The sequence below is a fragment of the Naasia sp. SYSU D00057 genome, from assembly GCF_017916505.1.
Classification (GTDB): domain Bacteria; phylum Actinomycetota; class Actinomycetes; order Actinomycetales; family Microbacteriaceae; genus Naasia.
The window spans coordinates 195,865-214,465 of the sequence record NZ_JAFMSZ010000004.1 but is presented as its reverse complement, the minus strand read 5'-3'; the positions used below and the strand labels follow the sequence as shown (position 1 = coordinate 214,465).

23 protein-coding genes are annotated in these 18,601 nt (G+C 72.5%); 11 read left to right on the top strand and 12 right to left on the bottom strand.

Going from position 1 to position 18,601, the window contains the following annotated elements:
• The first annotated feature begins 58 nt into the window (after nucleotides 1-58).
• Together J3P36_RS13860 and J3P36_RS13855 are read left to right on the top strand one after the other, a co-directional pair.
• Entirely contained in the window at nucleotides 59-829 is a 771-nt protein-coding gene (locus tag J3P36_RS13860; RefSeq protein ID WP_210508815.1) for an alpha/beta fold hydrolase, read from the top strand.
• Nucleotides 826-1,599, top strand: a complete 774-nt coding sequence (locus J3P36_RS13855; RefSeq protein ID WP_210508814.1) for a triacylglycerol lipase — start codon at nucleotides 826-828, stop codon at nucleotides 1,597-1,599. Before J3P36_RS13860 ends, J3P36_RS13855 begins: the two co-directional genes overlap by 4 nt.
• Here the strand turns inward: J3P36_RS13855 and J3P36_RS13850 are convergent.
• Nucleotides 1,590-1,799: a hypothetical protein gene (locus J3P36_RS13850; protein ID WP_210508813.1), complete on the bottom strand. Its 210-nt coding sequence runs from the start codon at nucleotides 1,797-1,799 to the stop codon at nucleotides 1,590-1,592. The two genes, J3P36_RS13855 and J3P36_RS13850, sit on opposite strands and share 10 nt — an antisense overlap.
• A gap of 74 nt (nucleotides 1,800-1,873) precedes the next feature.
• Complete coding sequence (locus tag J3P36_RS13845; protein ID WP_210508812.1) at nucleotides 1,874-2,251, bottom strand: nuclear transport factor 2 family protein; 378 nt, start codon at nucleotides 2,249-2,251, stop codon at nucleotides 1,874-1,876.
• An 81-nt stretch (nucleotides 2,252-2,332) separates the two neighbouring features.
• Here J3P36_RS13845 and J3P36_RS13840 point away from each other — a divergent pair, with 81 nt between their 5' ends.
• From J3P36_RS13840 to J3P36_RS13830, 3 genes are all read left to right on the top strand, one after another.
• Complete coding sequence (locus J3P36_RS13840) at nucleotides 2,333-2,740, top strand: transferase (RefSeq protein ID WP_210508811.1); 408 nt, start codon at nucleotides 2,333-2,335, stop codon at nucleotides 2,738-2,740.
• A 123-nt stretch (nucleotides 2,741-2,863) separates the two neighbouring features.
• Complete coding sequence (locus J3P36_RS13835; protein ID WP_210508809.1) at nucleotides 2,864-3,703, top strand: hypothetical protein; 840 nt, start codon at nucleotides 2,864-2,866, stop codon at nucleotides 3,701-3,703.
• The gene (locus tag J3P36_RS13830) at nucleotides 3,700-4,515 is read left to right on the top strand and encodes a hypothetical protein (protein WP_210508808.1); all 816 of its coding nucleotides are present in this window, start codon (nucleotides 3,700-3,702) and stop codon (nucleotides 4,513-4,515) included. The genes J3P36_RS13835 and J3P36_RS13830 overlap by 4 nt, the downstream gene beginning before the upstream one ends.
• Nucleotides 4,516-4,675: 160 nt before the next feature.
• Here J3P36_RS13830 and rpsO read toward each other — a convergent pair whose 3' ends face one another.
• Nucleotides 4,676-4,945, bottom strand: coding sequence for a 30S ribosomal protein S15 (gene rpsO, locus J3P36_RS13825; RefSeq protein ID WP_210508806.1), 270 nt, complete (start codon nucleotides 4,943-4,945; stop codon nucleotides 4,676-4,678).
• Between the two features lie 253 nt (nucleotides 4,946-5,198).
• On the opposite strand from rpsO, the gene J3P36_RS13820 reads away from it, so the two are divergent.
• The 3 genes from J3P36_RS13820 (at nucleotide 5,199) to J3P36_RS13810 (ending at nucleotide 7,837) form a co-directional block, all read left to right on the top strand.
• Complete coding sequence (locus J3P36_RS13820; protein ID WP_210508803.1) at nucleotides 5,199-5,678, top strand: MarR family winged helix-turn-helix transcriptional regulator; 480 nt, start codon at nucleotides 5,199-5,201, stop codon at nucleotides 5,676-5,678.
• A gap of 196 nt (nucleotides 5,679-5,874) precedes the next feature.
• Nucleotides 5,875-7,056, top strand: coding sequence for a MarP family serine protease (locus J3P36_RS13815; protein WP_210508801.1), 1,182 nt, complete (start codon nucleotides 5,875-5,877; stop codon nucleotides 7,054-7,056).
• Nucleotides 7,057-7,078: 22 nt separating this feature from the next.
• Nucleotides 7,079-7,837, top strand: coding sequence for a siderophore-interacting protein (locus tag J3P36_RS13810; RefSeq protein ID WP_210508799.1), 759 nt, complete (start codon nucleotides 7,079-7,081; stop codon nucleotides 7,835-7,837).
• A 12-nt stretch (nucleotides 7,838-7,849) separates the two neighbouring features.
• On the opposite strand, the gene J3P36_RS13805 is transcribed toward J3P36_RS13810, so the two are convergent.
• The 4 genes from J3P36_RS13805 to J3P36_RS13790 all read right to left on the bottom strand — a co-directional run bounded on the left by J3P36_RS13805 (nucleotide 7,850) and on the right by J3P36_RS13790 (nucleotide 11,794).
• A complete protein-coding gene (locus J3P36_RS13805; RefSeq protein WP_210508797.1) occupies nucleotides 7,850-8,383 on the bottom strand; it encodes an adenine phosphoribosyltransferase in 534 nt (177 codons plus the stop codon).
• Between the two features lie 38 nt (nucleotides 8,384-8,421).
• Nucleotides 8,422-8,904 carry a VanZ family protein gene (locus tag J3P36_RS13800; RefSeq protein WP_210508795.1) on the bottom strand — a complete coding sequence of 161 codons (483 nt, stop codon included), beginning with the start codon at nucleotides 8,902-8,904 and terminating at the stop codon, nucleotides 8,422-8,424.
• 58 nt (nucleotides 8,905-8,962) lie between these two features.
• Nucleotides 8,963-11,200, bottom strand: a complete 2,238-nt coding sequence (locus J3P36_RS13795) for a UvrD-helicase domain-containing protein (RefSeq protein ID WP_210508792.1) — start codon at nucleotides 11,198-11,200, stop codon at nucleotides 8,963-8,965.
• 78 nt (nucleotides 11,201-11,278) lie between these two features.
• Nucleotides 11,279-11,794: a MarR family winged helix-turn-helix transcriptional regulator gene (locus J3P36_RS13790; protein ID WP_210508790.1), complete on the bottom strand. Its 516-nt coding sequence runs from the start codon at nucleotides 11,792-11,794 to the stop codon at nucleotides 11,279-11,281.
• Between the two features lie 95 nt (nucleotides 11,795-11,889).
• On the opposite strand from J3P36_RS13790, the gene J3P36_RS13785 reads away from it, so the two are divergent.
• Entirely contained in the window at nucleotides 11,890-12,474 is a 585-nt protein-coding gene (locus tag J3P36_RS13785) for an NAD(P)H-dependent oxidoreductase (RefSeq protein ID WP_307807104.1), read from the top strand.
• A gap of 324 nt (nucleotides 12,475-12,798) precedes the next feature.
• Here the strand turns inward: J3P36_RS13785 and J3P36_RS13780 are convergent, their stop codons facing one another.
• The 3 genes from J3P36_RS13780 to J3P36_RS13770 all read right to left on the bottom strand — a co-directional run bounded on the left by J3P36_RS13780 (nucleotide 12,799) and on the right by J3P36_RS13770 (nucleotide 15,350).
• On the bottom strand, nucleotides 12,799-13,596 hold the full coding sequence (locus J3P36_RS13780; protein WP_210508787.1) for a DUF1353 domain-containing protein: 798 nt from the start codon (nucleotides 13,594-13,596) through the stop codon (nucleotides 12,799-12,801).
• 44 nt (nucleotides 13,597-13,640) lie between these two features.
• Complete coding sequence (locus J3P36_RS13775) at nucleotides 13,641-14,474, bottom strand: aldo/keto reductase (RefSeq protein ID WP_210508785.1); 834 nt, start codon at nucleotides 14,472-14,474, stop codon at nucleotides 13,641-13,643.
• A gap of 504 nt (nucleotides 14,475-14,978) precedes the next feature.
• Nucleotides 14,979-15,350 (bottom strand): FKBP-type peptidyl-prolyl cis-trans isomerase, encoded by a 372-nt coding sequence (locus tag J3P36_RS13770; RefSeq protein WP_210508783.1) that lies wholly within the window; start codon nucleotides 15,348-15,350, stop codon nucleotides 14,979-14,981.
• Between the two features lie 26 nt (nucleotides 15,351-15,376).
• Here J3P36_RS13770 and J3P36_RS13765 point away from each other — a divergent pair, with 26 nt between their 5' ends.
• On the top strand, nucleotides 15,377-16,111 hold the full coding sequence (locus tag J3P36_RS13765; RefSeq protein ID WP_210508781.1) for a M50 family metallopeptidase: 735 nt from the start codon (nucleotides 15,377-15,379) through the stop codon (nucleotides 16,109-16,111).
• 6 nt (nucleotides 16,112-16,117) lie between these two features.
• Here the strand turns inward: J3P36_RS13765 and J3P36_RS13760 are convergent, their stop codons facing one another.
• Complete coding sequence (locus J3P36_RS13760) at nucleotides 16,118-17,287, bottom strand: PrsW family intramembrane metalloprotease (protein ID WP_210508779.1); 1,170 nt, start codon at nucleotides 17,285-17,287, stop codon at nucleotides 16,118-16,120.
• Nucleotides 17,288-17,629: 342 nt separating this feature from the next.
• Between J3P36_RS13760 and J3P36_RS13755 the strand changes: the two genes are divergently transcribed.
• A complete protein-coding gene (locus tag J3P36_RS13755) occupies nucleotides 17,630-17,920 on the top strand; it encodes a hypothetical protein (protein ID WP_210508778.1) in 291 nt (96 codons plus the stop codon).
• Nucleotides 17,921-17,976: 56 nt separating this feature from the next.
• Here J3P36_RS13755 and J3P36_RS13750 read toward each other — a convergent pair whose 3' ends face one another.
• Nucleotides 17,977-18,540, bottom strand: coding sequence for a hypothetical protein (locus tag J3P36_RS13750; protein WP_210508777.1), 564 nt, complete (start codon nucleotides 18,538-18,540; stop codon nucleotides 17,977-17,979).
• Nucleotides 18,541-18,601 lie beyond the last annotated feature (61 nt).

The window sequence follows — 18,601 nt, the reverse complement described above, 5'->3', positions numbered from 1 at the left end:
ATCCCCGTCATCTTCCCCCCACCGGTCCCGCGCAGGGTCACCCGCCTAGGCTCGTGCCATGCACTGGCGGACCGTGTCGGAATTCAAGCACGAGGGCCGCACGATGCTCGTCAAGCGCCTCGGCGCGGATGAAGGGCCGCAGTTCGTGCTCGTGCACGGCATCGGGGTCGGCACGAGCTACTACCACCGCCTCGCGCGCGCGCTCGCCCGGACGGGCGGCGTGCACGTCGTCGAGCTGCCCGGCATGGGACGGGCGCCGCGGCCCGAGTCGCCGATGTCGATCGGCGAGTTCGCGGACATCCTCTCCACCTATCTGATCGACGCCGACGTGGCGGATCCGGTGCTCGTCGGCCACTCCATGGGCACGCAGATCGTCGTGGAGGCGTCGCTGCAGCATCCCGACCTCTTCCGCCGGCTGGTGCTCATGGGCACGGTCGTCGACCCGCGCGAGCGCAGCGCGGTGCGGCAGGGGCTCCGGCTGCTCCAGGACTGCCTCTTCTTCGAGACGCCGCCGTCGAACGTCGCGGTGCTGAGCGACTACCTCCGGACGGGCGTCCGCTGGTACGCCGCCACGCTGCCCGCGATGCTCTCCTACCGCACGGAGGACGCGGTGCGCCGGGTGACCGCGGAGACGGTCGTGGTGCGCGGCGAGCGCGACCCCATCTCGCGCCGCTGGTGGGCAGAGCGCCTCGCGGAGGCGATCCCCGCCGCGCGCTTCGTCGAGGTGCCGCGGAAGGGACACGTCGTGATGTACACGGCGACCGACGAGGTGGTCGACGCCATCGTGGGGCTCGCGAAGGTCCGGGAGCCGGGGCTGGAACCGCGATGATCCGGCTGCTGGGGAACGGCTGGTTCTGGCTGCTCGACTACCTCTACGTCGGGTACTGGCAGGTGCAGGGGTTCCTCTTCCGGATCGACCCGAGCACGTACCGGCGGGAGGGGGCGACCCGCCAGCCGGTGCTGCTGCTGCCCGGCATCTACGAGACGTGGCAGTTCATGCGCCCCGTCGCCGACCTGCTCCGCGACCGCGGTCATCCCGTGCACGTGGTGACGACCCTCGGCTGGAACACCGCGTCCATCCGGTCGAGCGCGGACCTGGTCGCGGCGTACCTGGCGGAGAACGACCTCCGGAACGTGCTCGTCGTCGCGCACAGCAAGGGCGGCCTGATCGGCAAGTACACGATGCTGCGCTGCGACCCGGAGTCGCGGATCGAGCGGATGATCGCGATCTCGACGCCGTTCTCCGGGTCGGTGTACGCGCGCTACGTTCTGATGCGCTCCATCCGGGACTTCTCCCCCACCGACACGACGCTGCGGATGCTCCGCGAGCACCTCGAGGTCAACGCGCGGATCACGTCGATCTGGGGAACCTTCGACCCGCACATCCCGGGCGGCAGCCGCCTCGACGGCGCCACCAATGTGCTGCTCAAGGCGTCCGGCCACTTCCGGATCTTCGGGACGCGCGAGCTGCTCGACGCCGTCGATCGGGCGGCGCAGGGCAGGCCGCAGTCCGCCGCCGCCAGAGAGCGTGCCGAGGGGACTCCACCGGCGAGCGCGATCACGCCCGACACGGTGCCCCCGGCTGCGGCTCAGGAGTAGGCGCGGTCCTCGTAGCCACCGGGACGGTAGGTGTAGTCGGGCCCGTCCGGGTCCAGCTCCCACACCTCGTCCACCGACTCGCCGTTGACGTCGACGCTGCGGGTGATGGTCCGCTGCGGCGCGCCCTGGATGAGCTCGAGCTCGATGGTCTCGGAGGAGTCGCCGCGCGCGAGGGTGGCCGTATAGGTGTTGTCCGCCATGGCGGCAATCTACCCCGCGCCCCTCGGCGCTTCCCCGGCACGCCTCAGGGGTTGACGGGGCCGGCGCAGGAGGGTCAGGCGGCGGTCGGCGGGTCGGTCGGCTCCGTCATCGGCCACTCGGTGAAGCGGGACGCGCGGCCGTCCTCGCCGAGCTCGACCACCCACATCGTGCGGTAGACGTTCCCGCTCGTGTAGACGGCTCGCCCGTCCACGACGCGCGTCGGGCCCTGCTCGGCGACGGCCTGCCACTCGTACGTCCAGTCCTCCGGCGCGTCCTGGCTCTCCAGCCAGCTGGCCACGATGGCCTCGTGCCCGGTGACCGGGTCGTCCCAGGGGTGGTAGCGGTACTCCGCGTCCTCGGTGAAGAGCGCCCGGATGTCGTCCGGATCGTTGCTCGTCCACGCGGTCAGGTAGCGCTCCACCCAGCTCGTCAATTCGCTCGAAGCAGTCATGCCGATGGTCTACACGAAACGGGGGCGCGAGCGCTTGCTGCCCCGGGAATCTTCCGAGCGCAAGAGCCGTTGTACCCGCTGATGGGAAAGCAATTCGAAGAGTTCGAGGACGGCGGGGTCGTCCTCAAGTACCGACGTCACTCCAACGGGCGCGGCCTCGTCGCCATGACGGCCAAGGCCGACCCCACCGCATATGTCGCCCCCACGGCGTACATCGAGGCCGACTCCCGCGTCGACCGCGATGTGCTCATCGGTGAGGGCAGCTGGATCGAGCGCGACGCCATCGTGGGCCGCGGGGCCATCCTCGGCGCCAACGTGCACGTGGGCGCCGGCTCCGTGATCGGCCCGGGCGCCAAGATCGGCAGCCACTCCCGGGTCGGGGCGGGCAGCACGATCGGCGCGGGCTCGCGCGTTCCGCACGACTCCAACATCCCGGCCGGCTCGCGCATCCGGTCTCCGCACTCGAGCAACCTCGGTCGCGCGGCCTGATCCCCTTGGCAACCGTCGCACGGAGGTTCACGCTGTAGACAGCGCCCGCGGTGATCGCTCGGCGGACCCCGGCACGAGCCGGGAGTCCGCCTTCAACGTCTCCGGGCTCGGGAGGAGTGCGGCGTGGCACGGCAGGTATCGCTGCGGGTCGCTCTGGGGATCGCCGTCGCGGCGGCGACCCTTGCGGCGCTCGCAGCAGTGCCGCGCGGCCTGCCCGCCGACACCCCTCCATCGGGCTGTCCCGAGCCGTTCCCGCGCGCGGTGCTGCCGCTCAGCCTGGGCGCCGGGTCGTCGGGCGTCCGGATCTGCACGGATGCCGCCGGCGCCTCCACTCTCGTGATCAACACGGGCCCGGCCGTGTGGGTCCTCGACGGGGCTCCCCCGCAGCGGTCCATCCGCGTGCGGCTGAGCGACTCGACGCGATCCTTCGTCGACCTGGTCGGCGGTCCCGCTGGCGCCATCCCGAGCGGTGCGGCGGCCGTCGCTCAGCGCTCGCCGTCCGAGGTCGGCCTCCGCGTCGACGCGCGGCTCACCGTCGCGCAGCTCACGCACGATCAGCTGCTGCGGGCGCTCGACCACGGGCGCGGCCTCGCCGATGCCGCGATCGCGCCGCGCCCGAGCGCCGCGCGGCGCGCGCTCTCGGCCTGCCTGACGACGGTGCTCGACGCCCTGCCGCCGGCGGGCGAGGTCCTCACCTCGGCCGAGCCGGCCGGGACGTTCGCGTCATCCCTCCGCTCGGTGGATCTCGCCGACGGCTTCTGCGGAAGGAGCTGGCTCGAGGCGCAGGTCGTGTCCGGGATGCCGTCGGGCTCCATCACCGGGTTCGCGTACGACGCGTTCGGCTGGGCCGAGGACCAGGAGTTCACGATCCGGGTCGAGGGCGCCGCGCGCATGTACCGGCGGCTGCTGTCCGAGGACCAGGCCACCGCCTACCGGCGCCTCGAGTGGCAGGCGGGTCCGTGATCCGCCGCGTGCTCGCCGTGCTCGCCGCGCTGCTGACCGGGCTCCTGGTGCTCTCGGTCGTCCAGCCGGACCCGGTGCCCGCGGTCGAGCGGGACCGTGGCTGCCCTCGAGCGTTCCCGCAGCGGCTCACCGCCGACAGCGACGGCCGGCTGTTCTCGCGGGCCGTCGCCGAGTTCGTGGTCTGCGCGGACGCCGCCGGGACGACCACCCTCATCGCCAACGGCACCGAGGCGGTGTGGACCCTGCTCTCCCCCACCGGGGTCGCCGTGCACAGGGACTGGGCCGACGCGCTGTCGCGCTCGTTCCTCCGCTTCGTCGACTCGCCCACGCCCGTCGTGCCACCCGGCGCCGTCGTCGTCGTGGCCCGGCCGCCGTCGCACGTGCACGCCGTCATCGACCCGACTCTGACGATCGCGAAGCTCGCCCACGACGAGCTCGCCGCATCCCTCGCCGCTCAGAGCCCGCTGCTGCTCGACGCCACCATCGAGGGGGCGCTGACCGGCAACCGGAACGCTCTGACCCGCTGCCTGCGGGACGTGCTCGCGCGCATCCCGGACGCCGCCGAGTCGCTGCTGATCAGCGGCAACCCCGCTCCCCGGATCATCGACGCCGCCGAGGAGGTGGCGGTCCAGGGCGAGGGCTCCTGCCGGGAGTCCTGGCAGTCGGCGAAGATCGGCGCCGGCATCCCTGCCGCCGACGCGGAGTCGCTGGCCGCGGACGTCTCCCGCTGGCGCCAGGACGAGCGCTTCATCATCCGCGCCGTCTCCGCCTCGATCTCCTACCTGGCGCTCACCCGGCCCTCCGCCGCCTGATCGCGGCGAAGGCATGCGGCGACCGGAGCGACATCCGGCAGCCGGAGACCGTTGCCGGATGTCGTTCCGGTGCCGGGAACGCAGAACGGGCCGCCACCCGAAGGTGACGGCCCGTTCCGAAGAAGCTCGCGTTGTCAGCGAAGAGCCTGCGTGGCTCGCCCTAGCGGCGGAGGCCGAGACGCTCGATCAGCGACCGGTAGCGGTTGATGTCGATGTCCTGCAGGTACCCGAGCAGCCGGCGGCGCTGGCCGACCAGGAGCAGCAGGCCACGACGCGAGTGGTGGTCGTGCTTGTGCTCCTTGAGGTGCTCCGTCAGATCCTTGATCCGGCGGGTCAGCATGGCGACCTGGACCTCAGGGGATCCGGTGTCACCGGGGTGCGTCGCGTACTCTTCGATGATCGCCTTCTTGACGTCTGCTTCGAGTGCCATAGATGGGATCCCCTTCCTCTCGTTGCGCGGTGCCCGTCACCCGATGTGCGAGCTCTCTTTCTCCGCGGCCGTTCGAACGGCAACCGAAGAAGCTTAGCAGAGCGGCGCCCCGCCAGAACGGGCCGGGCCGCTGTTCTCGCGCGGCGGACGGGCCGTTCGGGCCTTCCCCCCTTCCTCCAGCACATCGTGCGGGCCGCCGGGCGGATGTGGGACACTCGGGCGCGATCGCAGTTCCGTAGGAGAGGAGACGGCGGTGCCGGAGGACAGCCAGAGCGCGGGCCGCGACGACGTTGCGGCGCGCCTCGCCATCGTGATCGGACGCCTCAACCGGCTCATCCGCTCGAGCGCCGGCGACCTGACCCAGTCGCAGCTGTCGGCGCTCTCCACGATCGAGCACCTCGGGCCGCTGCGCTCCGGCGATCTCGCGCGCATCGAGTCGGTGACGGCGCCCAGCATGACGCGCCTCATCGGCGGTCTGGAGACCGACGGCTTCGTCGATCGGACGCCCGACCCCGTCGACGGCCGCGCCGCCCTGCTCACCGCGACGCCCGCGGGCCAGGAGGCGGTGCAGCGCGCCCGCATCTCGCGCGCCCGCAAGCTCGCGGTCCTGCTCTCGTCGCTCGACGACGAGGAGATCGCCGTCCTCGAGCGCGCCGCACAGGTGCTGGAGACGACGATCACGGTCGACCCGCCCATCCCGGCGCGCGTGCCCCTGGAGGAGCCGGGCGCCTGACCGGGCCGTTCCGGCGTATCCGGGCCGCCGCGACGGCCCGGGGATGCCGAACCGGCCTGCGTGCTGCACCCGCACGCTGCTCCCGAGAAGAGGCGCCGCCTCCCCGACCCCCCGCGCGTTCTCGGCGTTCCTCCGGCTCCCGTGGGGCAGGCTGTAACCTCCGCTCGTAGGCGGACGGGCGAGGAGGGAAGGGACGTTGACGCTCCTCCTCGACGTGCTGCTGGCCCTGCTGCTGCTCGGCTACCTGCTGTACGGGCTCCGCGCCGGTCTGCTGCGCAGCGCCTTCCCGATCGCCGGGGTGGTCGCCGGCGGCGTGGCGGGGATCCTGCTGCTGCCCGTGCTCACCGGCATCGTGCCCGACCCGGGCTGGCGGATCGCGGCGTCCATCGCCCTCGTCGTCGGCCTCATCGCGATCGGCAACAGCGCCGGCGCCGCCCTCGGCGCGCTGGTGTCGTCGACGATCGCGCGCGGCCCGTTCCGGTTCGTCGACCGCATCCTCGGCGGGGCGCTCACCCTCGTCGTCGCGGCGCTCGTCACCTCCATGGTCGCATCGGGCGTCGGCACCCTCGGCGTTCCGTTCCTCAGCCGCTCGCTCGCCGAGTCCAGCGTCCTCCGCACCATCGACTCGCTGACCCCGGCGCCGGTCGAGAGCACCATGGCCCAGCTGCGCTCCCTCCTCATCGAGGACGGCATCCCGCGGATCGCGGACGCGCTCGGCGCCGCGTCCGAGCCCCCGGCGCTTCCCGACGTCGACACGGGCGGCCCCGGGCTGCAGGCCGCCTCCCGGTCGGTCGTGCGGATCACGGGCAACGCGTTCTCCTGCGGTCAGAGCCAGACGGGCAGCGGCGTCGTCGTCGCGCCGGGTCGGGTGCTGACGAACGCGCACGTCGTCTCCGGCGTCGAGGCCCCGGTGATCGAGTCGCCGAACGACGGCACCGCGGAGGGACGCGTCGTCTACTTCGACCCGGTGGACGACATCGCGGTCCTCGCGGCCGACGGGCTCGCCGCGCCGCCCCTGCAGACCTCCCCCACCCTTCCCGCGGGCAGCGACGCGGTCGTCGACGGCTACCCGCTCGGCGGCCCGTTCTCGTCGAGGGGCGCCGAGGTCATGTCGGTGCAGACCTTCGACGTCGCCGACATCTACGGCGACATCGACAACCCGCGCAGCGTGTACACGCTGGCCGCCGACGTGCAGCAGGGCAACTCGGGCGGTCCGCTCCTGACCACGGACGGCGCCATCGCGGGCCTCGTCTTCGCGAAGAGCGCCACGACCGCCAACATCGGCTACGCGATGACGATGGAGGAGCTCTCCCCCGTCCTGTCGCAGGCGCCGGCCCTCGCGGACCCGGTCTCCCCCGGGGCGTGCGTGCGGGGCTGAGCGCGCCAGGAAGAATGGACGCATGAGCGAAGCATCCTTCTCCCGCGAGACCGTCCGGCACGAGCTCGCCGCCCGCGAGCTGCGGGTGGTGCGCCGGGAACGGCTGACCTCATCCCTCACGAGGATCACCGTCGGCGGCGACCAGCTCGCCGGCTTCTCGGCACTCGGTCCCGAGGACCACGTGAAGCTCTTCTTCCCCTCGCCGAACGGGGAGCGCATCTCCCGGGACTACACACCCGCCGCCTTCGACGCGGACGCGCTGGAGCTCTCGCTCGACTTCGTCCTGCACGGCGACGACGGCCCCGCGAGCCGGTTCGCGAGCGGCGCCCTGGCGGGCGACCCGCTCGTGGTCGCGGGTCCGCGCGGCTCGCGGATGCCGCCGAGCGGCGCGAAGAGCTACGTGCTGCTCGCCGACGAGGCGGCGCTGCCCGCGCTCGGCCGCTGGGTCGCCGCGGTCGGCGTGGAGGCGCAGGTCACCGCGTTCGTCCAGTCCGACCACGCCGACGTGCTCGACTACCCGCTCGCGTACGGGAACCGGGTCACGGTCACGGCGATCCCCACGGGCGCGGACGCCGCACTCGCCGCCCTGGAGGGCCCCTCGATCGACGCCGCGACGTACGTGTGGGCGGCGGGCGAGGCGGCGGCGCTCATCCCGGTCCGCCGGGCACTCCGCGCCGGCGGGCTCGCCAAGGACCGCGCGAAGGTGGACGGCTACTGGCGGAAGGGCGTGGCCGGCCTCGACCACCACGCCCCGCTCGACCCCGAGAACCCCGAGGACTGACGCGGGCGGGCGTCAGTCGGGGACGACGTCGAGCGCGGCCACCCGCAGTCCCGGCACCGTCGCCCGACCTCCGAGGGCCGCGAGCTCGATGACGACGCTCGCCCCGACGACCGTGTTGCCGGCCTTCTCGAGCAGGCGGCGAGCGGCGGCGAGCGTGCCGCCCGTGGCGAGCACGTCGTCGACGAGGAGCACGCGCAGGCCCTGCGGAGTGGTGTCGCGAAGCTGCAGCTCCGCCGAGCCGTACTCGAGGTCGTAGGTCTCCGAGATCACCGGCGGCGGCAGCTTGCCCGGCTTGCGCAGCGGCAGCACGCCGACGCCGGCCGCGTGCGCCATGGCCGCCGCGAAGAGGAAGCCGCGCGCCTCGGCACCGGCGACCGCGTCGAACTCGCCCGCGAACGGCTCGGCGAGCCCGTCCACGACGGTGCGGAACGCGGCTCCGTCGGCGAACACCGGCGACAGGTCGCGGAAGAGGATGCCCGGCGTCGGGAAGTCGGGGGTCGTCGTGGTGAGGGCGCGGACCAGGTCGGATGCGGAGGCGCTCGTCACCCCTCCAGCCTACGGCGTGGGCACGGGCCCCGGCGCCGCTACCGCTGCAGCGCCACCGGGTGCCGCTCGGCCGCCCGGCGTGCCCGCGCCTCCCGCCGCAGCTCCCGCGCCTTCGCGGCGGTGAGGATCAGCACCGTGAGCGCGCCGAGCACGGCGCCCGTCGAGTTCGACCACACGTCCCGGATGTCGGCGACTCGGGTCGTGAAGACGAGCAGCTGCGCGAGCTCGATCGCGACGGACAGGGCGAAGCCGAGCAGCATCGCCATCCACCACTTGCCCCGACCGAGGAGCAGCACGAAGAACATGCCGACCGGGAAGAACATCGCGATGTTGGCGGCGAACTCCACGTCGGCGTAGTCGATCCAGCGCGTGCCGGGGATGCGCTCGAGCAGGCTGAGCACCGTCCAGACGAAGCCGTCCGTGCCGTCGCCCACCGGCAGCTGGGGCGACAGGGTCAGCCAGCCGACGAACCCCAGGTAGGCGAACGTGACGACGCTGAGGAGGGGATGGCGCCGGAACATCCCTCCATCCTGCGCCACCTGCCTCCGCCCTCCCTCGGAGACACCCGCGAATGCGTTATCAGGACCCTTCGCCCGGCAGGATCACCGTGAGCCGCTGCGTCGCGCGGGTGAGCGCGACGTAGAGCGAGCTGGCGCCGCGCGGCTCACCGGCGACGATGCCCTCGGGGTCGACGACCACGACGGAGTCGAACTCGAGCCCCTTCGCGGTGTGCGGGCCGAGCACGGTGATCCGCCGCGAGAGGGTGTCGAGTCCGCGTCCCGCCTCCGCGCCGTACTCCTGCGCGAGCGCCGCGTAGAGCTCGGCGACGCGAGCATCCGGCGCGATGACCGCGAGGGTGCCGCCGGCGTCGATCGCGGTGTCGAAGCTGACCGCCCGCACCGTCGCACCGGTGACCTCGGCGGGTGCCACCCGGACGCGCCGCGGCTCCCACTCGGAGTCGCGGACGGAGCGGGACGGCGTGACGTCGAGCCCGTGCTGGCGCGCCGCCGCCTCGGCGAGCTGCGCGATCTGGGTGGGCGTGCGGTAGTTGACCGTCAGCTCCTCGAGCGTGAAGTCGGTCGTGAGCGGCTTGACCGCGTCCGCCCAGTTCGAGGCGGCGGACGGCGAGCTCGCCTGCGCGATGTCACCGACGATCGTGAACGACCGCAGCGGCGCCCGGCGGCGCAGCAGCCGCCACTGCATGGGCGAGAGCTCCTGCGCCTCGTCCACCACGACGTGCCCGTAGGTCCAGGTGCGGTCGGTCACCGCGCGCTCCGCCGCCGTGAGACGCGGGCCGGTCGCCGTGAAGTTGTCCGCGAGCGACTCCGCGCTGACGAACCCCTCGACGCCCATGTTGCGGATCGCGTTCTCGGCGTTCTCGATGTCCAGCTGGCGCTGTCGGCGGGCCGCGGCCTCCGCGGCGCCGGACGCGCTGGGGGCCTCGCCGAGGAGCTCGGCCGCCTCATCGAGCAGCGGCACGTCGGCGACCGTGAACGGCGCCTCCCGCGGGCGGGCGAGCAGAGCTCGGCGCTCGGCGGGCCAGGTCGGGGTGAGCGACGCGAGCCAGGACGGCCGCGAGTAGAGGTCGCCGAGCAGCTTCTCCGGGGTGAGCGGCAGCCACGCGGTGTTGAGCAGCACCCGCACCTCCTGGCTGGTGCGCAGGTCCTCGCGCAGCATCCGCAGGTCGTCGTCCTCGACGGTGTCGCCGCCGTCGCGCAGCTGCTCGGCGAGCTGCGCCGTCAGGGCGGCGAGGGCGGCGGAGACGAAGGTGACGCGCGCCTCGTTGTGCGGCTTCCGGGTGTCCTGCGCGCGGCGGATGGCGCGGGCGATCAGCTCCGGCTCGACCTCGAGCCGCTCGCCGTTGATCTCGATGACCTGCGTTCCCTTGGGCACCACCTGGCGGGAGTGCACGGCGCGCTTCAGCAGCTCCGCCATGCGGAGGGAGCCCTTCAACGCGGCCGCGGCCGGGGCGTCCTCCTCCTGCGTGTCGAGTCCCGGGTAGAGCTGTCCCACGCTGGAGAGCACGACGCCGGTCTCGCCGAGCGAGGGCAGCACCTGCTCGATGTACTGCAGGAAGCTGCGGGACGGGCCCACGACGAGGAGGCCCGACGACGCGAGCCGCTCACGGTAGGTGTAGAGCAGGTACGCGGCGCGGTGCAGCGCGACCGCGGTCTTGCCGGTGCCCGGTCCGCCCTGGACGACGAGGACGCCGCGCAGCTCGGAGCGGATGATGCGGTCCTGCTCGGCCTGGATGGTGCCGACGATGTCCTGCATCCGGCCGGTGCGCTGGGCGGTGAGCGCGGCCATGAGGGCGCTCTCGCCCGTGAGCTGCCGCTCCTCGTCGTCGACGTCGACCTCGCCGAAGACCTCGTCCTCGATCCGGGTGATCGCCCGACCCTGGGTGCTGAGATGGCGGCGGGCGCGGATCCCGAGGGGCTGCGCCGCCGTCGCCTGGTAGAACGCGCTCGCCTGCGGGACGCGCCAGTCGAGCAGCAGCGGCTGCAGGTCCTCGTCCCGGAGACCGATGCGGCCGATGTAGCGGAGGTCGCCCTGCTCGGTCTCGAGCCGGCCGAAGGCGAGGCGGTCGTCGACCTCGCGGAGCTGCGCGATCCGGTCCTCGAAGATGCGCGCCATCGCGTCGCGCTCCGACCGGTTCTGATGCGTTCCCCCCGCCGGCGCACGGCGCACGCGCGCGAGCTCGTCGGCGGCCTGGGCCTTCACGGCGTCCAGGCGCTCGTAGAGCCGCGACAGGTAGGCCTGCTCGCGATCGAGCTCGCGGGACTGGCCGGACGCCGCGGTCCTGGAATCGGTGGTCACACCCTCACCCCGCCTCGGGAAGTGCGCGGGAGGGACTGCCGTCCACCGCGCGAAATCGGGGAACGAGTCTACCCGGGTTCAGGACGCGTTGGCCCGTTCCGGCTCGCCGCCGAGGATCTCGTCGGCCCGCGCGCACGACGACGGGTTCACGCGCTCGATGACCCGCTCGGCGAGCGCCGCCAGCGTGGCCTTCTCCTCGTCGGTCAGCACGTCGAAGAAGAGCCGGCGCAGCTCGGTCGCATTGCCGCGGGAGGCGTTCAGCACGGCCCGGCGGCCGTCCGGCAGAAGCGTGACCCAGCTGCCGCGGAGGTCCGTGGGACACTCCCGCCGCTCGACGAGGCCGCGGGCGACCATGCGCGTCACCTGGTGGGACACGCGGCTCTTCTCCCAGCCGAGCAGCTCGACGAGGTCACGGGCACGCAGCTGGTTGCCTGGCGCCTTGAAGAGCGGCAGCAGGATCTCGAAGTCGGGACCGGAGACGCCGGCGTCCTCCTGGAGCCGGTGCTCGAGGGCGCGGTCGAGCTGCCGCCGCATCATGACGAACGAGCGCCAGACGGACCAGTCCGCCTCGCTGATGTCGCTCACCTCGCTCATGGCGACCACGGTACACCCGTCAAGTTGACATGTCACCAAGTTAGGAAATAATGATGACACGTCATCCAATCGACGAACCGAACACAGGAGAAGAAGTGTCCGATCTGAAGATCGCCGTCATCCTCGGCAGCACCCGTCCTGGCCGCAACGGCGAGGCCGTCGCCAAGTGGGTCCTCGAGCAGGCCTCGACCCGCACCGCCGCCACCTACGAGCTCGTCGACCTCGCGGACTTCCCGCTCCCCCACCTCGACGAGGCCATGCCGCCGTCGATGGCGCAGTACGCGAACCAGCACACCCAGGCGTGGGCGCAGAAGATCGCCGGCTACGACGGCTACATCTTCGTGACCCCCGAGTACAACCACAGCACGTCGGGCGTCCTCAAGAACGCGATCGACTACCTCTACACCGAGTGGAACAACAAGGCCGCCGCGTTCGTGGCGTACGGCAGCGTCGGCGGCGCCCGTGCCGTCGAGCACCTCCGCGGCATCGCGTCCGAGCTCCAGCTCGCGCACGTCCGCCAGGGCCTCAACTTCTCGCTGTTCTCCGACTTCGAGAACTTCAACTCCTTCGTCCCGGGCCCGCAGCACGCGGCGGCCGCGGCGACGCTGTTCGACCAGCTCGAGTCCTGGACCCGTGCCATGAAGACGGTGCGCGAGCCGGAGTCCGTGCTCGCCGTCTGACGCTTGCGCTCCGGGCTCCCGCGGAGGAGCCTGGAACCACTCGTCCGTCCGGGATCCCCGGACACCCAGCGCTCGTCGCCCGGAAGAGAGACAGGCTCAGCCGCCTCCCCGGGCGACGAGTCCGTTAAGGGCCACCGCAGGCTCGGTGGGTCCGTCCTCTCGGCAGGAACTCGACCCCTTCAGCAGGAAGCCGTCCCCTTCAGCAGGAAGCCGTCGGCTTCCGCAGGAAGCGCCGCGGAGCTTCAGCAGGAGCCGAGGAGGCTCAGCAGGAAGACACGCCGGCGGGCTTCCTGCTGAACCTCACCGCCACCTGCCGGACCGGCATCAGGATGCGCGCTCGCGCTCCTGCTCCGCCTCCCGCACCCGTCGCCGCGCCCGCACCTTCGCCCGCCGGGTGCGGCCGAGCGGGCCGGACTTCGGCATCGCGCTCCTGCGCCTCCCGAGTCCCCAGCCCAGCAGCTCGAGCACGTGCAGCAGGTACTCGCCGAGGAGCGCCACCGCGCCGATCGGCAGGAACAGCACCCCGGCGTAGATCAGGACCCCGATCGCCGCAGCGTCCGCGCCCCAGATCAGCACGCTGATCGCGGGCAGCGGCAGGACCAGGGCGCCCCACCAGCCGAAGACGCCGAGCAGGGCCGCCCAGATGGCGGCGACCGCAGCGACCGTGTGCACCGCCATGGCGACCGCCTGCCAGCGGCGCGGCCCCCAGTACCGCTCGAGGGTGACCGCCGCGACGAGCAGCTTCGTGCGCAGCGGAGTGCTGCCCGACTCCCGCAGCGAGACCTCGAACAGCCGGTCCGCCTCCCGCCGCTGCGCGATCCAGACGTCGGCGTCCGGGTTCAGTGCCTCCCACCACAGCTGGTCGTGCAGCAGCGCGGGCGCCGTCTGCCGGCCGTGACTCGCGATGAGGCCCCAGAGGAACGGCGGCACCGACGCGAGATCCGACGCGTTCGACCCCTTCGCAGGGCGGCTCTCGTCGTGCGCACGGATCACGATCCGCTCCGACTCGGGGCGCCCCTTCTCGAGGAACGTGAACGGCTGCGTCAGCTGCCAGGTGCCCGGCGCCCGCTGGACCAGGTGGATGCGGTCGAGCCGGCCGCCGCCCATCCGCGCGAACGGCACGGCTCAGCCCGCGGAGGGGCGGACGCTGGCGCCTCCCGCCACGTTCAGAACTCCTCGTGGGTGTCCGGGTCGCCGTCCCACAGGCGCCCCGACTCCAGCCCGCTGATCGCCGCCACCTCGGCGTCGGTCAGCTCGAACCCGAACACGTCCAGGTTCTCGCGCTGGCGCTCCCGGTTCCCCGACTTCGGGATCGGAATGGACCCCAGCTGGATGTGCCAGCGGAGCACCACCTGCGACGGCGTGACCCCGTGCGCCGCGGCAGCCGCCCGCACCGGCTCAGACTCGAACACGTTCGAGCCCTTGCCGAGCGGACTCCAGCTCTCCGTGCGCACACCCAGCCGCTCGTGCACGGCCCGCAGATCGGCCTGCGGGAAGAACGGGTGCAACTCCACCTGGTTCACCGACGGCACGACGCCCGTCTCGTCGGCCACCCGCCGCAGGTGCTCCTCCGTGAAGTTCGACACACCGGCCGAGCGCAGCAGCCCGTCCTCGCGCAGCTTCACGAACGCGCGGAACGAGTCCACGTACTTGCCGACCCTCGGGAGCGGCCAGTGGATCAGGTACAGGTCCAGGTAGTCGAGCCCCAGGCTCGCCCGCGACTCCTCGAACGACGCCAGCGTCTCCTCGAAGCCGTGCGCGGCTCCCGGCAGCTTGCTCGTCACCACGAACTCCTCGCGCGGCACCCCCGAACGGCGGATCGCCTCCCCCACCTCGCGCTCGTTGCCGTAGTTGAACGCGGTGTCCAGCAGCCGGTAGCCCGCCTCGATGCCCGCCACCAGCGCGGCGATCCCCTCCTCACCCCGCAGGCCGTATGTGCCGAGCCCGATCACCGGGACCGACAGGCCGTCATTCAAGGAGTAGGAGCCCGGAGCCGTCATGCGTTCAGCCTACGCACCGCCGCGACCCCGTTTCGGGGCCCGATTGGGGCGTCGCGACGACTTGCCGCACCGCTCCCTCGGGCGCATGCTGAAGACCTACAAGGAACTCGTCGGACCGGATCGAGTCGGAGGCAGCGCCCCGCCACCGGACGGCGAGTTCCTTTTTTTGCGCCCTGTCTCGTTTCTTTGGCGCTACCGCGCTGGGCGGGGGCGTCCACCGCTGCTCAGACAGTTGCGCGCCAAGCGTGGCGCGCAAAACTCGCCTCGGCGGACGCCCCCGCCCACCGCTCGGTTTCAGCGGAAGTCAGCCGCCGCCAGTGGACGAGCGCTTCGCGCCGTCCGACGGCGGAGTAGGGATTGCTGGTGGCGAGTCGGGCGCTGCGCGCCCGACCTGTGCTGACGGCGCGGCGGCGCGCCGCAAGGGCGTGCACCAGCTCGCCCCCGTGAACGCGGAAGGCGCGCCCCGAGCGGGGGCGCGCCTTACAGGTCAGCGGTGGGTCGGGGTCAGGAGACGCCGAGGAGGTCGATCACGAAGATGAGGGTCTTGCCGCTCAAGCGGTGGCCGCCGCCGGCCGGACCGTAGGCGAGGGCCGGCGGGACGACCAGCTTGCGGCGGCCGCCCACCTTCATGCCCGGGATGCCCTGCTGCCAGCCGGCGATCAGGTTCGCGAGCGGGAAGTTGATCGACTGCCCGCGGTTCCAGGACGAGTCGAACTCCTCACCGGTCTCGTACTCGACGCCCAGATAGTGGACGTTGACGGTGGAGCGGGCGGCGGCCTCCGGGCCGTCCCCCACCACGATGTCGGTGATCTCGAGGGTGGCGGGTGCGGGCCCCTCAGGGGCTTCGATCTCGGGCTTCTCGCCTGCGGCAGTCATACCGCCAGTCAAGCGAGAATGACGGGGTGGAGCAACTCGCCGACCTCTGGGCGCGAGTCACCGCCCCCTCGCCCGCGCTCGACGCGCTGCCCCTGTGGGTGGCACTCGCGGTCGCGGTGCTCGCCGTCCTTCCGCCCGTCTGGCGGCACTCCCGCCATGCGGTCACCATCGTGCACGAGGCCGGGCACGGCTTCGCCGCGACCGTCACCGGCCGCCGGCTGAGCGGCATCCGGCTGCACTCGGACACCTCCGGCGTGACCGTCAGCGTCGGCCGCCCGCGCGGGCCCGGCATGGCCCTCACCCTGCTCGCCGGCTATCCTGCGCCCGCCCTCGTCGGCCTCGGCACCGCCTGGCTGACCGGGATCGGCCACGCAGCCGCCGCGCTGTGGGCGCTGCTGCTGCTCGTCGTGCTCGTGCTCGTCCAGATCCGCAACTGGTTCGGGCTGTGGTCGGTGCTCGTGGCAGGGGCCGCCGTGTTCGCGGTCACCTGGTGGGCGCCCACCGCATGGCACGGCTTCGCGGCCACGGCGGTCAGCGCGTTCCTGCTCCTCGGGGGCGTCCGCACGGTCGGCGAGCTGCAGTCCGCGCGCCGCCGGGAGGGCCGGGGCCGGCGCGGCACGACGGACGCCGACCAGCTGTCCCGCGTGGCCGGGCTGCCCGGCATCGCGTGGGTCGGCCTGTTCCTCCTGCTCGCACTCGCGTGCACGGCTTCGGGAGGTGCACTGCTGCTCCGGCTCCCCCTGGCCTTGCCCGCGGCCTGAGGACCGTCAGGCCAGCAGGATCCGCCGGTCGTCGCTGATCCGCGCGAGCAGCGACTGCTCGTCCGGGGCCGAGCCGATCTGGGCGCGGCCGACGAGCAGCCGCTGCCGGGTGTGCGCGAGCCGCGTGGCGTCCCGCACGAAGCGCTTCATCGCGGCCACGCGACTGATGCCGCCCGCCCCGCCCGGGTGGGTGCGCGCCCACTCGAGGGCCCGGCGCCGCCCGCCCGAGGTGGCGAGCAGGTCGACCTCGCCGGGGGTGAACCAGCCGACCGCCGCGTACTCGGCAAGGCGGGCCCGCGTGAGCTTCCGCTCGTGCACCCGGAGCGCGATCACGATGGCGACCGCGCCGAGGAACAGGGGCACCTGCACGAGGACGTAGTAGGCGATGATGTCCGAGAAGATGTAGAAGGCGCCGTTCCAGAGCGCGTGCAGCAGCACCGCCGGGATGAGCCCGAGCAGGTAGAAGCCGAAGGCGCCGGCGGGACCGGTGAGCCGCGAGGCGAGCCCCAGCGCGAAGCCCGTGCAGCTCGTGAACATCACGTGCGCGAACGGCGAGAACAGCCCCCGCACGACGAAGGTGGCCGCCAGCTGCCCCGTGCCGCCCTCGATGAGGGACTGCCCGAAGTAGAGGATGTTCTCGGTGAACGCGAACCCGCCCGCGACCGTGGCCGCGTAGACGAGCCCGTCGAGCGGACCGTCGAAGTAGCGCCGCGCCACCCAGAGGATGAGCAGCACGCCGAAGCCCTTCGCCCCCTCCTCGACGATGGGTGCCTGGATCACCGCGCCCCCGAACTCGCCGACGCCCGCCGATCCGGTGGCGTAGGCGGAGATCTGCAGCGTCAGATCGACGAGCAGCGCGACCGCCACGGAGACGCCCGCACCCCAGAGGAACGCGAACCACAGCGCCGACCGGGGTTCCGGCTCCCAGCGGTCGATCCAGCGGATCGTCAGCAGCACGATGGCGAGCGGGATGAGCGCCGCGATGCCGGCGATCAGGAGGCCGGCGGGACCGAAGCCGAGCACCATGTAGGCCAGCACCCCGAGCAGCAGGAGCGCGCCGAGCGCGATGCCGATCGCGGCGAGCACGACGGTGCCGGTGCCGGCTCCGCGGTACTGCTGTTCGTGCCAAAGAGGGGTGACCGGGGCCGGCGGAGCGGTGGGCGCGGGGTGCGTCATGGGCACAGATTAGCGACGGGGAGCGGCCCCGCTCGTCGCCTTGACAGCACGGGATCGGCGCCGCTCGGGCGCACATCCCCCGGTGGAGGCGCCCGCGCGAGCGCTCGGGTCGGGTACAAATACCGTGCGCACGCTCGCGTTCGGGGTACGAATGTCCCCCGAATGGGGCGGCATGGCCGCGCTCCCATCGATGGGGTCCTAAGTCCCTAGCCCGAACGGATGCGGCTCCGCTAGCCCCTTGTTGGCACCCGTGAAATCCCTGTATGCATAGTCGTACCCCTTTTCCGCGGGCGTAGCTTGGTGGCCAGCACGGCGATGTGCTTGGCCGTTGAGGGAGCAACCATGAGCATCATCCGTACCGTCGAGCGTCCCCTCGAGCAGTACGACCAGACGACCCCGTATCACCCGTTCGCACGGCAGATCGACGAGGACCAGTGGATCGTCGAGGAGCCGGGGGTGTCCCGGCCGCTGGGCTACGTGCGCTCGCGATTCTCGCCCGTCACCGGAATGCTCGAGTTCGTCGTGTTCCCGTGGCACGACGAGTCCATCACGGTGCCGCCGTTCGACGGCTCGCACCCGACCCTCTTCCACGCGGTCTCCTGGCTGCGCTGGCACGAGTCGCCGCACCGCTGAGCCGTCCGCCGCGCCCCTGATCCGACCGCGGGCGGGTCGGACCAGCGGCGCCGGGGTCACTCGGCCCCGGACTCCAGGGAGTCCATGGCGAGCTCCGGCTCCGTGTCCCGGAACGGGTGCAGCTCCTCGTCGACCGGCACTCGGCCGACGGTGTTGACGACGTTGATCGCGACGACGAGCCCGCCGAAGGCCACCAGCTGAACCCGCTGCGGCGCCGAGAAGGCGGCGGCGACGCGCTCGTACAGCTCGTCGGGGAGCCCGTGCGGGCTGCGGGCGAGCTGCCGGCCGAACTCGACGAGCAGCGCGTCGCGCTCGGTGCGCGGCTCCTCCGGATCCTCGCCCGCCTCCTCCAGCACCCGGCGGAAGAACAGCGCGCACGCCGTGTCGGCGTTCTCCGCCGAGATGGCGTGCGACAGGAACGCCACTCCGAGCTCGCCGATCACGGGCACGAGCTCGTCCTTCAGCGTGTACCACTCCAGGTAGGCGCGGAAGCTCGGCACGTGGCCGAGCAGCGCGGCCCGGACGTTCGAGACGCGGCCGCGGGATTCGAGGAGCTGAGCCCTGGCCGAGCGCGCCTCATCCGTGAGGTCGTCCGCGGGAGGGATGGGGAGGAACGCCATGGCGCCAGCCTAGGTCGCCCGCAAGCCCCTGCCCAGGCCGCGCCCGTCGCGGACCGATCCG